The organism is Legionella londiniensis (genome assembly GCF_001467825.1).
GTDB lineage: Bacteria > Pseudomonadota > Gammaproteobacteria > Legionellales > Legionellaceae > Legionella_A > Legionella_A londiniensis.
The window spans coordinates 393,519-407,655 of sequence record NZ_LNYK01000016.1 but is presented as its reverse complement, the minus strand read 5'-3'; the positions used below and the strand labels follow the sequence as shown (position 1 = coordinate 407,655).

Below are 14,137 nucleotides of genomic sequence, written 5' to 3'. Positions count from 1 at the left end.
CTCAGCGAATGAACAAACCTGGAAAAACTGCATGACCATAAAGGCCATGTACGATAAAATCGCCGGTCATTATGCCGTTGCCAATCGTTTTGGCTCAATCAGCAAGAGTCATGAATGCGCAATTGGGCAGATCAGAAAAACCCCCCTTCCCCAAAAATCGCATGCCAAGGTTTTAGATTTAGGCGTTGGGAATGGTGCCTTTCTAAAAAAATTAAGCGAGCTGCTTTGCGATGCTGAATTCACAGGCATTGATGTTTCCTCGGAAATGTTAAAACACGCACGTAACCTCTTGCCTTTAAAAACAATAGAAGCAAGCGCCACTGAAGCAAGCGACTACCTTCCCCACCACAGCCAAGATTTGGTGCTTGCTCACTTTATCAATGCCTATATTCCTATTAACACGCTCTTTAAACAGGCTAAATTGCTCACGAGAGTGAATGGTTATTTTTCTTTAATCACCACAACCTATGACTCTTTTCCTCTAGCACAAAAACAATTGGCTGAATTTATTGCCAATGAATCGCTGCTTAGCCGAATTGTCGGGCATTATTATAAGGCTATTCTAAAAAATACAACGGTGGCTGCGGGACAGGAAGAATTGATGCAGGTTTTTGCAGAGCATCAGTTTGAAGTGATTGATCATGAGCGTATTATCATCCCTGTTGTTTTTAATAATATTGATGATCTGGCTTTATTTGGCATCGAAGGTACATGGTTTTTAAATAGCCTCTCGATTCGTTTGCTGCCTAAAAATTTTCTTCTTCAGCGCCTGAAACGCTTATTCAGCAAAATCTTCACTTTTCCTTTTGAAGATAGCCATATCATTGATGTGGTGCTTGCAAAAAAATAACATCAGGACTATCCGCGTTACCGTGCCAATACTGTGAGGCAAACAAACCGGCCAGGTTATGGCTATTGATGATTCCCCATAATCGGGAAAACCCAATTGCGCAAAGTGATCATTCGTTCTTCCTTGAGAAAAAATTGTTATAAGCCCAGATTGTCTCGCTTGAATATGCGGTCAGCACGGTAGCTTGAGCGTACCAAAGGACCAGAGGCAACTTCAAAAAAGCCTTTTTTAAGGCCTATTTCGCGAAATTTTGCAAATTGCTCGGGCGTGACATAACGCTTTACCGGCAGATGATTTTTAGTTGGTTGCAAATATTGTCCCAGTGTCAAAATATCAACATGTGAGGCGCGCAAATCATCCATGGTATGAATTATTTCTTCATCCGTTTCGCCAAGCCCAAGCATCAGGCTCGTTTTGGTCAAAACATCAGGGCGGTGTTCTTTGGCAAATTTTAAAACGCTTAGCGTTTGCCAGTATCCGGCCCGATTGTCGCGTACGGGATGAGTCAAGCGCTCAACGGTCTCCACGTTTTGCGCAAATACATCAACCCCGCTGTCCAGGAGCATGGCGACATCCTTGAGATTTCCCTGAAAATCAGGAGTCAGGGCTTCTACTTTTGTTTGTGGGCAAAGCGCCTTAATTGCACGGATAGAATCCGCATAATGTTTCGCTCCCCCATCAGGCAAATCATCACGGTTTACTGAAGTTAATACCACGTAGTCAAGATTCATAAGCGACACAGTTTTAGCGGCATTTTCAGGCTCTTTTTCATCCAGCAAGCCCCGGGGGTTTCCGGTATCCACTGAACAAAAGCGGCATGCTCTGGTACAAACCTCCCCCATCAGCATGATGGTGGCTGTGCCGTGCGACCAACATTCAGCGATATTAGGACATTTGGCTTCTTCACAAACGGTCGCCAGCCGATGCTCTTTAACCTGTTCTTTTACCTTTAAATAGTTGGCAGAAGTGTGATTTACTATCCGCAGCCATTTTGGCTTGGAAAGCCTGGGCTCTTCAGTATTTTGATGTTTGATGCCGTCTTTAATAGCTACAATGCCCTGGCTTGTTTTGTACTTATGGCCGCTTTCAACAATTACTGGAATATCGGTTAATTTGCTCATGCTTGATATTTAACTGCTTCAGTTTCGATGATGATCCCAAATGATTCTTTTCAGATCAAGCTATTTATGATGATGTTGTTTAAGGTACTCAAACATCACTTTTGCGTGCGAACCATCGCAGAAGGGCGGATCTTTGGTTTCCTTGCATCGGCAGAAGTAAATGGTCTCTGAATTCGCAGCTTGAAAAACAACGGATTGATTGCAATCGGCCCTATCGCAAAAAGGCTGGGTAAGACTCTTGCCGCAGCCGCACCAGCGATAGATCTTGCCTGCTTCGACATCAACAGCAATTGGCAGGAATCTTAACACAAGATCATCTTCCTCCATACACCCTCGCAATCAACCAGCCAATGAGCAGAGCAAAAATAAGCATCGTGCAGGAAACCAGAAAATTAGCCAATAAATGCGGATAAACCATTAATAAGGTTGCAATCATCGCAAGAATCAACGCGCCCGCGATATTGAGCGCCTTATGGTATAAAACAATCCGTGGCTTGTGGCTTAAGAAGACATAAAAAATCAGCAAGATGATATAAGGCAAAACATATAATAGCTGATAATAAAACTGGGAAATCGCGACAGCAGCATCGGAAATATTTTGTCTGATTAACCATTGTTGAAACATTAATCCCACATTCATCAGACAGTTTTGCTGGTAGGCGTACACCGCAAATATTGTCAAAGGAATGAAGAAAAGGCCTGGCAAAACCCTGGCAGGCACGCCGCGAAGGACGGTTTTTCTATAATAGTAACCAATAAAAAAGAGGATAAGCACGCCAACAATGGCCGCAGCATAACGAAGCTCAGGCACCAGATAATAATAGCGCTTAAAGAATGCGAGGTTTAAATAATGAATGAAACCCAAAAACAGGATAAAAGCGGTTCCTGAGATTAATTGTTCGCGCTTGCTTGCGGTATATAGCCAAAGAAATGCTATAAATGCTGCGAATATAAATAAAGAACACGGCGTAAATGCATCGGTGAACGCCGCAAGAGTAATGAATTTTACAGGAGATTTGGTGATTGCCGGATCAAGATTAAACTGGCTCGCCATACTCCATTGGCGCAATACATTAATGGTCCCGGATGTCAACAATCCCTCTTTGATAATTTGCTGATGACAATAATGCAAAGCGTCTAATAATCTTTTCCCCGAGTCCACATATTCCGAAAAACCTACCCAATGGGATCCGCAAAAAAGAAAAGCCGGAACCGAAAAATTCTGAGAACCTTCTTGCCTTAAACGTTCCCCGAAGGTAACAAGTGACGCTTTATCCTTATCGATATAAAATCGGTCGACTTGAAGCCAGGGCAACTGTTTTTCTATCTCGGTAAAAAATTCATCGGCCTGCCGACAATGCGGACAGGATGTGGTTAAAAACAAATCAACATACACCTTAGGGTCTTTTTTATTCCCCTGCAGTTGGGATTGTATTGTCATTTCCGGCGTTGAAACGCTATTCCGCGCAAGCTGAATCCCCAAACCAGCATCATTGGGCATATCATGCCTTGCAAAAGCAGCACTTACCACCAGTAAGGCAAGCAGGATGAATCCTGGCAAAATTCTCATGGCTGAGGCATCCCAGTTGATAATAAAATAAACTATATCATGCATAGGGAAAGAATTCATTGATATGAAATCATCCCTCAAGCGCGCTGTATTCACCTGCCAAACGACCAAGAGCATTTTGACGGTTTAACGCCATATCGCACCTTTCCGCACAGACAGAAACCACCCATTTTAGACGGGGTTTCCCATGCCAGGTTTATGCCTGCTTTAAGTTACCATTACGCGCCAATCGTTCTCTGTGTATCAACAGCAAGTTTCGGGAATATATTAAAACCCCTGTTGACTGGCCAAGTATAAATACCGGATCCTTTTTGTATATGGAATAAATCAATAAGGTAATGCCGCCGCATAAACTGAGATACCAGAATGCAACGGGAATAACGCTTCGTTTTTCCCTTTCGCTGACCAGCCACTGGACAATAAACCGCGCCGAAAAAATCGCCTGTCCCAGTAAGCCGACAGAAAGCCAGATATAATCAATGTTCATGGTTACATACCTCCGGAGCACAGGGGCGTTTCAAAAGCCACCGCATGCCTATTAAATCATGAATACCCACAAATAAACGGTTCATGACGCCATATTTGGAAACCCCAAAGCTGCGAGGACGATGATTAACCTGGACATTAATCAGTTTATAGCCTGCTCTTTTAAATAAGGCAGGCAAAAAACGGTGCATGTGGTTGAAATGGGGCAAAGACAAAAAAGCCTCTCGGGTAAAAAGCTTCAGGCTGCAGCCAGTATCCGGGCAATCATCATGAAGGAGCTTCTGTCTTATGCCGTTCCCTATGCGGGAAGAAAGAATGCGCAGCAAGCTGTCATCGCGCTTTTTGCGGTTTCCCAGTACTATTGTATTCAAATCGGTCAAGTTCTCAAGAAGCAAGGGGATATCTGCCGGATCATTTTGACCATCTCCATCCATTGTTACAAGTAACAAATGACGCGCCGCCCGCGCGCCTGTCAGCAAAGCGGCACTTTGTCCGTAATTTTTCTTATGAGATACAACCTGCAAATTTTGATATTGCCTGGTTAAATGCTGTAAACGCTCCCTTGTACCATCCGTACTGCCGTCATCAACAAAAATAACCTCATAATCAAGCGGCAGCTTAGTAAGGACAGCTTCAATTTCCTGGTACAACCGCGACACATTATCGACTTCATTATATACAGGGATGATGATAGAAAGATTTTTGTCTCTTGATGACATTCCTGACACCTGGCGCATTAAAAATGAATCATTATAACGCATCTTACATCCAGCAGTAAAAAAATACATAATGGAATTAAGGTTTACTTAAGGTGCAGGCTGTATACTTCCTCATTTAATGAAATTGCTCACTCAAATATGAAATATGTGTCTTTTAAGTCTTCTCGGTTTGGACAAATTTTTGACAAAATTTCAAGTGCAATAAAAAAAATTAATTTAAATAAAAATAAATCAAACCTGTCTCCTGAAGAGTTGTATGCGGTACATCAAGTGAATTGCATACAAAAAATTATGAAAAATCTGGCCGATATTGTCAGTTACTTCGATAATGGACGTGAACTATATCTGGCTGAATTCCCAATCTTGGGTTTAAAAATAAAATCTTGCGCAGATGAGGCAAATAACCTCGTTTCTCCTCGCGTTTTTCTCTTATCTTTATTTGTGAAAAATGCGGAATCATTATTCACTAAAAATATACGTAGTTTTGTAGATTCTCAAAAACTGGCTCAGGATTTAAAATCCGATCTGCTCTTGGAAATTAGAAAAAAAGAGTATCTGAATTATTTAAAAAAAATACCGGAAGTTGAAAATTATCATCATTTATTAAAAGAATTGGAAAAATGCATTGAAGAATATGATTATCAAGCATTTTTGCAAACGGATATCTTAAACCCGCCTGATGAAGAAGATTATGGTGTTTTCGCTCGAAACCTTGGCGATAAATTCTTAGATGGCCATCCGTACATTAAAATTACCCATCCTGAAATATATCACCTAATCAAAGAGCTTATCCTGGAGCTTGATAAGCTTCCTGAGTCATTACAGGAATTGATTCCATTTTTTAATCCGAAATCAATTGAAAGTTCTATCTTAAGAATAAAGCACATCAAACATGAAACAAAACCATTTTGTTATACAGTTTTTAACCATAGGATTGATGCAGATCGATCCTACAAGGAATTCAAGAGGTTTCCTTTTAATTTTCTAGCGCAAGAAATCAAAACTTATTTTCAAGAAAACAGCGGCAGTTTATATGTTAAAAGTGAAATAAGCAAAACATTGTTAATGAAAGAATTCATTCAAGCGGAACGCTCTTTATTAGCCAATCAATTAGCAGACTATAAAGAACGGTATACAACGCTAATGGAGCAAGCAAGTAAGGACGCGGTTTCGAATGAGAATAGAATCGAGTCGCTGGACTCCCTCAATAAAGACATCGAACAATTGCTCGATGAGCTTAGCATGGCAGTGTACCGGCTTGAACAAAAAAGGCAAGCCTATCAATCCAGCCATGCATCCTCTCTTTTCTCAACGCATGAAAACCTGAAAAAAAAATACGAAGAAAATGAGCAAAATCAGCTTGATATTTCTTACGGCCAATCCCCCCTTCCCGAAGCCATACTGAGCATTGGAGAAAATGCATGCGAAGTGATTAACGTGCAGAAAACACTTGAGGCAGCAATCGCTGAACAGATCAAGAATTTAGCAGAAGCACGAGAAATCCTGCAGCGAAAACAACAACAGCTCAAAAAAGAAGAGAAAGAAGCGATTAAGCGATGGAAACATGAAGTCATTGAAGGGCATACGATTAAAGCCGAGGACTATGCCAAAAAAATCAAGGAATTGATTCAAAAAATACACAATATCACTACAAAAAAATTTGATATTACAACCACCGCCGAGGACTTGGAGTTTCAACTCAATTCATTGCAGGAAGACCAGGGAACTTTAACAATTATTCAGAATGCATTGAGCGCTATACGAGAGAACATTAAAAATCCTGCCCCCTGCCCAAAATTGTTATTACAAAAGGAAGACGGTATTGAAGAAGAGATTTGCAAAATTTATCAAGATAATTGCGGTTTATTGTGTTTTGAATGTGAGGAAGGATTGCAATCAGCCTCCAGGCAATTAAAGTTCTTTTCAACTGAGCTTCAAAAGGCATTAACAAAAGCAAGGCAAAACCAACTCCTGGAATCTTGCAAACCAGAACTGGTTAAACGAATACGGCAAGAAAAGGAAGAGGAATCCAAAGCATTACAAAAGAGGCAAAAGCAAATAGAGGACGCCTGTAATCTGTGCCGTGGACTTGCTCAAAATGTCCTTGATTTGCTTAAAGAGCCGCAAGCCAATTTAAATTCAATCCTGACCGCCGTGATTCACAAAAAACAACCATCCGGAAGCATACAATCCATATTTAATCTAAATAAACTAATGACCAATGAAGGTGTGGATCAGGCCTTAAACCTGATGAATATTCTACTTGAAGATAAAAAGGGACTTGAAGATACACTAACCCATGTAGAAGAATTCAACCCACCGCAGCGCGACCAATTTACAGGAGTGAATGGCGGCGAAGAGTATGCCCTTAAACTAGAAATATATCATCAGAAATTAAAGGCTTTGAACAGCTTAAAAGAAGTTGTAGCAGCTTATCGCGCCAGTGAAAAATCACTTCATTCAATTGCTTCAACTCTTGGGCAATTAAAAAGTATTCAAATGCAGGTTTTATCTGGCAAAAACGAGACTTATGAACAATTACATAACGACAATCAATCGCAAATCATCAGCGCCAATCATCAAATACAGATCTTAAGTAAAATAAGTGATTTTTTAGAGCTCCATGAAAAAGTCGAACAGCAATTAGACGAGCTTGAAAATTTTAGCGCCCAAGATCATGAGCGCGATGCGCGCCTTAAAGAAAATCTTGACAGGCATCTTGCCGATACGGAAATGCTTGGCAGCTATATTGCCGAAATAAGCGATGGCATACAAACATGTGCTGACCAGCCTGCTTTTAAAACCTTGCAGGCAAACTGTGAAAAATTATACGCAGGTACCCGGGAACGCCTTGATAAGGTCCGAAATGACATCACCAATCAAGAAGCGTCACATATTGAAAACATGCTGAGGGATGCGGCAATGATGGCTGAAGATCTCAGAAAAGCCATCACTTCAGCTACCGAACACCGAAGCTCCAAAGCATCAGGGCTTACAAAAACAATTCAGGCATATGATAGGTTTCGCAATCATCTGGAATTGATTAAAGGCAAATTAGAACGCCTGCAATCTAATGGATTTGATATCCGGCAATTCAATGAGCCTCTTCAAGAATTACAAGATGACAAATGTCATTCAGGAATTTATGTGCATATAGATAAAGTTCTGAAATATTATGCATCTCAACTTCGCTTTTATGAACAAGAAGTAAGAAAAGTTGCCTTTACTGATGATAATAGCGAACTTAACCGCAATAGGAAACAACTTGACTCAGCCACCGAATTCATTAACACCATAACCCAATCAGAGCTTAAACATCTTGAAACCGCACTGCAATCGCCGCATTTAGTGAATAATAAAAAGCGAGAAGAACAACTTGGTTCAATCATTCGGCAATATAACGATCTAGAGCGGGAAATTAAGGTTAAAAATAATCTTGTGTTACGGAATACACTGTGTGCCGCAACCACAAAAGAACTTGATAACTATCTGGCAAGAAGAAACCGGAAATATCTTGTTAAAGATTGGCTAAGCGGCGCTGACAGGCGCGTAAGAGAAAGTGCCATCGCTCAATTAAAAGAAAAACTGGCAAGCTTTGCCAAAACAGGAGACAAAGCGCCGATTTTGAATTTTATTGGCCATGCCCATTTCCCGGGCTTAAATTTCAAGCCTATCTTAAACCGCTTGATCATCAAACTAAAAGAAGAAGGCAGGCACTGCGAAACACTTCAGCCTGAAAGAGGCAATTCTCATCAGGAGGCATTAGAGGCGTTAGAAAACTGCCGTTCAAATTATCAAACGGCTATGAAACAAATATATTTAAAAATAAATGACTTAAAAAATTATGGCGAGGATTTAAAAAAAGAGCAACTGGAAATAGAAGGTGAAGTAGCCATAAAACTGGCACAGGAACTTGAGCAAAAAGTTGATGAGTTTGTGCTTGCCAATGGCAATAACCCGCCAAGCCAGGAAGCAGTAAAAAATTTCAAAGATGATTTTTTAATCCATTTACACAGCCAGGATGATTTGATGTCGAAGCATGAGACATCGAAGTCTCTAATTATCAATATTGCAGCGGCCGTATTCACGCTTGGGCTTGCGCTTGGCATCAGGCTTCTTGTGACTAAATTGTTTTCGCCAGAGAACAGGGCTATGTTTTTCTATGACCGTTCAGGGCGTATGGAGCGGACACGCCAGATCGAAAAAAATTTAGCCGAAATTTCTGAATCATGCACCTTAAGCTAAGTGGAACTAATAACAAGTCCTCGCAATCAGCCAATATTTACGCTTAAGCCAGATATAAAAAAGCCCGATCTCCAACATGGCAAGATACGCCGCTGCTAAAACATCACTTAAATAATGATGGGTCAGCAGAACCCGAGTCAAAGTAATACAAAATCCAGGCACAATAAAATAGTAACCGAACCTTGGAAAAATAATGCTTAAACCAAAAACAAGGCCCATGATATTTGTGGTATGCCCTGAAGGAAAAGACCAAAAAGGCGCATTCTTTTGCAGCCAGTAAAACCCGTATAGCTGGTCATCAAAATACAGGCCTGGCCGGGCGCGTCCCAAAGTCACTTTCAGAAAAAGACAGATGGTGCTTGGTATTACAACACAAAACCACAAAAACCATGCCTTATATTCCCATTGTTTTTTGGGATAGACATAGCGGAAAAATAATCCCAGAAGAAAAAAACCAACAAAATAGATGCCGCCAATACCAAGTTTGGTCAGCCAGTTCAGGAGCGGGAAATTATGTCTTAGATCTAATTGATGAAGATATTTCGCCACCGGTAAATCAAAATAAATAAAAGAGATGGCAATGAATCCCCAGTATATTGTGGCAACCCAAGGATTTGTCAATGTAGAAAATAAGCGTTGAAAAGGAGTCATGATTCATCATCCTCCGGTGGATTTTGACCAATAAGTAATAGTTTGACTGTTTTTCCCTTGCTGTAGTTATATCCCTTGATTCTTGTTATAACATCCATCCCCCGCTTAGGCATTTTGATGAACTTGCCGCGCTCTACAAGCAACAGCGCCTCTTTATTTTGCCGCATCAAGCTTAAAGCGGTATTGATATCGGTAAATTTTACATGATGGGTATTAAGATAAAACACAAGGCTCGGCTCAGAAAAACCGACCACCAGCAAGGGATTGTCTTTAGAAATTTTGTTTTCCGGAATTTGTAAAGCCAGATTACGCGATATCCAGAGGGGCTCAAGTCGGGGCAGCAGTCCTGAGAAGATAATTGGAAAAGCAATGGCCGCCGTCAACAAAATACCAAGGCTCGCCTTGCGGTATGCGCCGTGGGAGGCAAGATAACCGCAGATAAAACTCATGAAGCTCAAAAAAATAAATAAAATTATTGCGCCAAGCGTAAGCTGATGCAGCAAAAGGTAAGGCAAGGTTAAAAAGACTACCGCTAACCCAAGAGACAGCAAAACCCATAATGCCTGTAGAAAAAGCAACCATTTCCCAGGTTTTTCTTTGCCATAGTCAGTGGTTATGGCGAGTGCACAAAGCAATGCTATTGCAGGGAATGTGGGCAAAACATACTGCGGCAATTTGGTGGGCATGATTTCAAAAAAAAGCCATATCGGCAAAATCCAGGCCAATAAAAATTTTACCACAGGGCTTCGGCGCTCATAATAGGCATAACGAATCCCTTGCCATAAAAAAAGTGAGGCAGGCCAAAAAGTCAGCGGCAGCAAGGCAAGATGGAACAAGGGAGGTTTGCCGTGGGATTCGTGCCCGCCTTTAAGCTTGGGCAAGAGATCTTTATGAAACATTTGCATGAGATAATTGCTGTCTTCAGCCGCGTTAACCAGCAATACCCAAATCAGGGTGAATGCAATCAATACAGCAAAACCTGAGAAAAAGCGAAGATTTTTGAGCCAATCGATGCGGCGCTCTACAATGCAAAGGGTGAACACAGAAAGAAAACCAATCAAAGGCGTCACCCCTTTCAGCAAAAATCCATAAGCCATGGCCAACCAGAATAAAAGCGGCCATCGCCAATGCAAGGGCTTAGAGTTCATGCCGGCATCATAGATAAACCATAAGGCTCCCTGCATTAAAATTACCGAAACGAGCAGGGAAGCATCAATGACAGCCATATGCGCCTCTATCACCAAAAGCATTGATGACGCAAGGAATGCCGAACCTGCAAGAGCGGCGCGCCGATTGACAAACCGTTTCGCAAAGAAAAAAGTCAGCAAGACCGAAAGCAGCGCGCCCAGTGCTGAAGGCAAGCGATAAGGCCAGATTCGCGCCGCATCGGGATGGCTGAATATTTGCACACTTAAAGCCTGCAGCCAATTAATACCCGGCGGTTTTTGAAATCTGGTTTTCTCCTGAAAGCGAATTTGAAAAAACTGGCCGGTTTGGAGCATTTGCCTTGTTGCCTGGGCAAAATGCGCTTCGTCTCTATCAATAACAGGCAAATTTGTTATCCCTGGTAAAAATAAAAGACATGAAAAAACGGTCAGCAAAAGATAGCGATTGATTTTTGGCAATGTTTAATCCCTGGCTGTAGAATCGGCATTGAGGGTAGAATATGGGGCATGATATTAAAGATGGTCTTGAGTATCAATACTCAGCTATTCTTCTTATTTTTCATTTTTCAACTAGAGAAACTATATGACTTTGACTCTTGTTCAAAAGATAGCTGTATGGGCAATACCAGTTTTACTGGCTATCACCCTGCATGAGGCTGCGCATGCCTGGGCAGCCAACCGATTAGGGGATACTACGGCTAAAATGCTTGGCCGGCTAAGCATTAACCCCTTGCGCCACGTTGATCTCGTCGGCACCGTTATAGTCCCCCTGCTTATTGGCGTTTTAACCCGCTTTCAGTTTGTTTTTGGCTGGGCAAAACCAGTACCGATTAACTACAATCAGTTAAAAAACCCAAGAAGAGATATGATTCTTGTAACTGCTGCAGGTCCCGGGGCCAATTTTATTATGGCTTTGTTTTGGGCTTTTTGCTTAAAAGGGGCAATTTTGCTGAACCCTCAAAATTCCATGCCTGCGCAATTTTTATTCTTGACTTCCCAGGCAGGTATCATCATCAATCTTGTCCTGGCTATTTTAAATCTGATACCTGTTCCTCCTTTGGATGGAAGCCGCATTGTGGCCGGACTTTTGCCTCCGAGGCAGGCTATGCAATATCTTCGTATTGAGCCGTTCGGCTTTTTAATTTTGATTATCCTGTTAATCACAGGGGTATTAGGCTGGATTCTCAGCCCTCCCCTTTATTGGTCATTATCACTCATTAAGATGCTGTTTAATCTATGATAGTACTCGCAGATGCCAGTTTACCCGAATTAGGGCCGTTATTTCCCAAGCCGCTCATTCTTGAGCGATACAAAAATGAGGATGAGTTGAAAAGCTTATTACCAAAGGCAGACGTTCTGCTTTGCCGCTCGACCCTGAAAGTTACAGCAGATCTGATAGACGGCTCCTCCCTCCAAGCGGTTGCTACCGCAAGCAGCGGAATTGATCATATCGATAGCAATTATTTGAAAAAAAACGGCATCGCTTTATTTAATGCCCATGGCTCAAATGCTGTAGCCGTTGCTGATTATGTCGTAAGCTCAATAGCTCATTTGGATAAGGCAAAAAAACTTACTGGGCGAAAAGCCGGTATTATCGGGGCTGGAAAAGTTGGAAGCGAGGTCGCAAAACGCCTGCGAACGCTGGGTTTCAAAGTGCTGCGCTTCGATCCCATCAAGGCAGAAGAAAATCCCAAAGAAACCTATTACCCAAAAGAAGCATTGTTTTCCTGCGATTTATTATGCATTCATGCAAATCTCCATGATACCAAGCCTTACCCCAGCCGCAATTTAATTGATGCGGACTTTCTCGCTAAAATCAAGCCCGGCGCAGCCATTATCAATGCAGCGCGCGGAAGCATCGTGCATGAAGAAGCCCTGCTGCAATCAAAAACCCCCATTACCTATTGCACGGACGTATACACGGGAGAACCTCAGGTTGATGAGCGTATTGTCGAATTTGCCGAAATTTGTACGCCGCATATTGCAGGGCATAGCATTGAGGCCAAAATTGCGGCTGTTGTCCAAACCAGTGCGCAAATCCATCAGTTTTTTGGATTGTCCGCCCCGGAATTTAAACATCAAGAAAGCCCAAAACAACCAAAGGCTTTAGCTCAACATAGCTGGCAGGATTTCATTCTTAATCTCTATAATCCAACAATAGAAACGGCAGCATTAAAAAATGCCGGCAATAAGAAAGATGCTTTCCTGGCACTGCGGCCTGCGCATAATGCGCGCCATGATTTTTCTTTTTTTGATGCGCCTGAAATGAATCAACAGTTTAAAAAATTGATTGGAGTCATGTAAAAGAAAACAGTGGATACCCGCATGAAGCTTGATACAGGCTGCAATGGATATCTATAGACAGGGCCTACGCATGAAAATCAAACTTGAATTAGATGAGGTCAACTTGACTCCTGGTTCCACGTCCCGCGACTTGTTCGCGGGATCCAGCATTTGATTCAAAATCACTGGATTCCGCGGATAAACCGAACGTAGAAGTCAAGAGTTTTTTCATGCGCAGGCCTTGGATCTATAGAGGTTATGTAAAGCACTATACTTGAAAATATGGTATCTTATCTGCCTTTTTCAGAGCAGTTTTTATTAACCAGGTGAAGCATGAAAAACTACGTTATTGCCTCTTTTTACAAATTTGTTCATCTTCCTGATTTTCAAGCCTTAAAAACACCGTTGCTTGAAGCCATGAACAACAATCATCTTTTAGGCACAATCATCCTCGCTGAAGAAGGAATTAACGGCAGCGTTGCCGGGCTTCCTTCTGACATGGAAAACTTCTACAGCTTTCTGCGCGAGGATTTGCGTTTTAACGACTTGTGGTTTAAAGAAACATTTGATGATTTTGTGCCTTTTGCTAAAGCTAAAATCAAATTCCGTAAGGAAATTGTAACCATGGGCGTAGAAGGAGTAAATCCATTGGAATCAAGCGGAACCTACGTGTCTCCGGAAGAATGGAATGACTTGATTTCCGATCCGCAAGTGATGCTTATTGATACCCGTAATGGTTATGAAATTCAGTTGGGAACATTTAAAAATGCAATTAATCCCCAAACGGATAACTTCAGGGATTTTCCGAAATATGTGGAAAAGCATCTCATGGATAAAAAAGATAAAAAAATCGCCATGTGTTGTACGGGCGGCATTCGGTGTGAAAAATCAACCGCCTATTTAAAAAAACTTGGTTTCAAGGAAGTATATCATTTAAAAGGCGGGATTCTGAATTATCTTGACACAATTCCTGAAGAACAATCCCTTTGGGAAGGCACGTGCTTTGTGTTTGATGATCGCATCGCCGTTTATAAATAATTAAGGCT

12 protein-coding genes are annotated in these 14,137 nt (G+C 41.6%); 5 read left to right on the top strand and 7 right to left on the bottom strand.

Annotated features, from left to right (window positions below):
• The first annotated feature begins 31 nt into the window (after nucleotides 1-31).
• A complete protein-coding gene (locus Llon_RS07630; RefSeq protein WP_058529454.1) occupies nucleotides 32-850 on the top strand; it encodes a class I SAM-dependent methyltransferase in 819 nt (272 codons plus the stop codon).
• Between the two features lie 137 nt (nucleotides 851-987).
• Here the strand turns inward: Llon_RS07630 and lipA are convergent, their stop codons facing one another.
• The 5 genes from lipA to Llon_RS07605 all read right to left on the bottom strand — a co-directional run bounded on the left by lipA (nucleotide 988) and on the right by Llon_RS07605 (nucleotide 4,788).
• The gene (gene lipA / locus Llon_RS07625; RefSeq protein ID WP_058529453.1) at nucleotides 988-1,971 is read right to left on the bottom strand and encodes a lipoyl synthase; all 984 of its coding nucleotides are present in this window, start codon (nucleotides 1,969-1,971) and stop codon (nucleotides 988-990) included.
• A gap of 60 nt (nucleotides 1,972-2,031) precedes the next feature.
• Nucleotides 2,032-2,298 carry a CDGSH iron-sulfur domain-containing protein gene (locus tag Llon_RS07620; protein WP_058529452.1) on the bottom strand — a complete coding sequence of 89 codons (267 nt, stop codon included), beginning with the start codon at nucleotides 2,296-2,298 and terminating at the stop codon, nucleotides 2,032-2,034.
• Nucleotides 2,285-3,586: a glutaredoxin family protein gene (locus Llon_RS07615; RefSeq protein WP_131754652.1), complete on the bottom strand. Its 1,302-nt coding sequence runs from the start codon at nucleotides 3,584-3,586 to the stop codon at nucleotides 2,285-2,287. Before Llon_RS07615 ends, Llon_RS07620 begins: the two co-directional genes overlap by 14 nt.
• 151 nt (nucleotides 3,587-3,737) lie before the next feature.
• Nucleotides 3,738-4,028, bottom strand: coding sequence for a lipid-A-disaccharide synthase N-terminal domain-containing protein (locus Llon_RS07610; RefSeq protein WP_058529450.1), 291 nt, complete (start codon nucleotides 4,026-4,028; stop codon nucleotides 3,738-3,740).
• Nucleotides 4,018-4,788, bottom strand: coding sequence for a glycosyltransferase family 2 protein (locus Llon_RS07605; RefSeq protein ID WP_237758285.1), 771 nt, complete (start codon nucleotides 4,786-4,788; stop codon nucleotides 4,018-4,020). Before Llon_RS07605 ends, Llon_RS07610 begins: the two co-directional genes overlap by 11 nt.
• A 249-nt stretch (nucleotides 4,789-5,037) precedes the next feature.
• Here Llon_RS07605 and Llon_RS07600 point away from each other — a divergent pair, with 249 nt between their 5' ends.
• Nucleotides 5,038-8,991, top strand: a complete 3,954-nt coding sequence (locus tag Llon_RS07600; protein ID WP_131754653.1) for a hypothetical protein — start codon at nucleotides 5,038-5,040, stop codon at nucleotides 8,989-8,991.
• A gap of 6 nt (nucleotides 8,992-8,997) precedes the next feature.
• Here Llon_RS07600 and Llon_RS07595 read toward each other — a convergent pair whose 3' ends face one another.
• Both Llon_RS07595 and Llon_RS07590 read right to left on the bottom strand, forming a co-directional pair.
• Entirely contained in the window at nucleotides 8,998-9,642 is a 645-nt protein-coding gene (locus tag Llon_RS07595; RefSeq protein ID WP_058529448.1) for a phosphatase PAP2 family protein, read from the bottom strand.
• Nucleotides 9,639-11,267, bottom strand: coding sequence for an ArnT family glycosyltransferase (locus Llon_RS07590; RefSeq protein WP_058529447.1), 1,629 nt, complete (start codon nucleotides 11,265-11,267; stop codon nucleotides 9,639-9,641). The genes Llon_RS07595 and Llon_RS07590 overlap by 4 nt, the downstream gene beginning before the upstream one ends.
• Nucleotides 11,268-11,391: 124 nt before the next feature.
• Between Llon_RS07590 and Llon_RS07585 the strand changes: the two genes are divergently transcribed.
• The 3 genes from Llon_RS07585 to trhO all read left to right on the top strand — a co-directional run bounded on the left by Llon_RS07585 (nucleotide 11,392) and on the right by trhO (nucleotide 14,129).
• Nucleotides 11,392-12,048 (top strand): site-2 protease family protein, encoded by a 657-nt coding sequence (locus Llon_RS07585; protein WP_058529446.1) that lies wholly within the window; start codon nucleotides 11,392-11,394, stop codon nucleotides 12,046-12,048.
• Entirely contained in the window at nucleotides 12,045-13,112 is a 1,068-nt protein-coding gene (locus tag Llon_RS07580; protein WP_058529445.1) for a 4-phosphoerythronate dehydrogenase, read from the top strand. The genes Llon_RS07585 and Llon_RS07580 overlap by 4 nt, the downstream gene beginning before the upstream one ends.
• 312 nt (nucleotides 13,113-13,424) lie before the next feature.
• Nucleotides 13,425-14,129 (top strand): oxygen-dependent tRNA uridine(34) hydroxylase TrhO, encoded by a 705-nt coding sequence (gene trhO / locus Llon_RS07575; protein ID WP_065238292.1) that lies wholly within the window; start codon nucleotides 13,425-13,427, stop codon nucleotides 14,127-14,129.
• Nucleotides 14,130-14,137 lie beyond the last annotated feature (8 nt).

Coding starts and splice junctions, on each gene's coding strand:
- trhO (WP_065238292.1), top strand. CDS start 13,425: ATGAAAAACTACGTTATTGCCTCTTTTTACAAATTTGTTCATCTTCCT.
- Llon_RS07615 (WP_131754652.1), bottom strand. CDS start 3,586: ATGCATGATATAGTTTATTTTATTATCAACTGGGATGCCTCAGCCATG.
- Llon_RS07630 (WP_058529454.1), top strand. CDS start 32: ATGACCATAAAGGCCATGTACGATAAAATCGCCGGTCATTATGCCGTT.
- Llon_RS07610 (WP_058529450.1), bottom strand. CDS start 4,028: ATGAACATTGATTATATCTGGCTTTCTGTCGGCTTACTGGGACAGGCG.
- Llon_RS07600 (WP_131754653.1), top strand. CDS start 5,038: ATGAAAAATCTGGCCGATATTGTCAGTTACTTCGATAATGGACGTGAA.
- Llon_RS07580 (WP_058529445.1), top strand. CDS start 12,045: ATGATAGTACTCGCAGATGCCAGTTTACCCGAATTAGGGCCGTTATTT.
- Llon_RS07605 (WP_237758285.1), bottom strand. CDS start 4,788: ATGCGTTATAATGATTCATTTTTAATGCGCCAGGTGTCAGGAATGTCA.
- lipA (WP_058529453.1), bottom strand. CDS start 1,971: ATGAGCAAATTAACCGATATTCCAGTAATTGTTGAAAGCGGCCATAAG.
- Llon_RS07595 (WP_058529448.1), bottom strand. CDS start 9,642: ATGACTCCTTTTCAACGCTTATTTTCTACATTGACAAATCCTTGGGTT.
- Llon_RS07620 (WP_058529452.1), bottom strand. CDS start 2,298: ATGGAGGAAGATGATCTTGTGTTAAGATTCCTGCCAATTGCTGTTGAT.
- Llon_RS07585 (WP_058529446.1), top strand. CDS start 11,392: ATGACTTTGACTCTTGTTCAAAAGATAGCTGTATGGGCAATACCAGTT.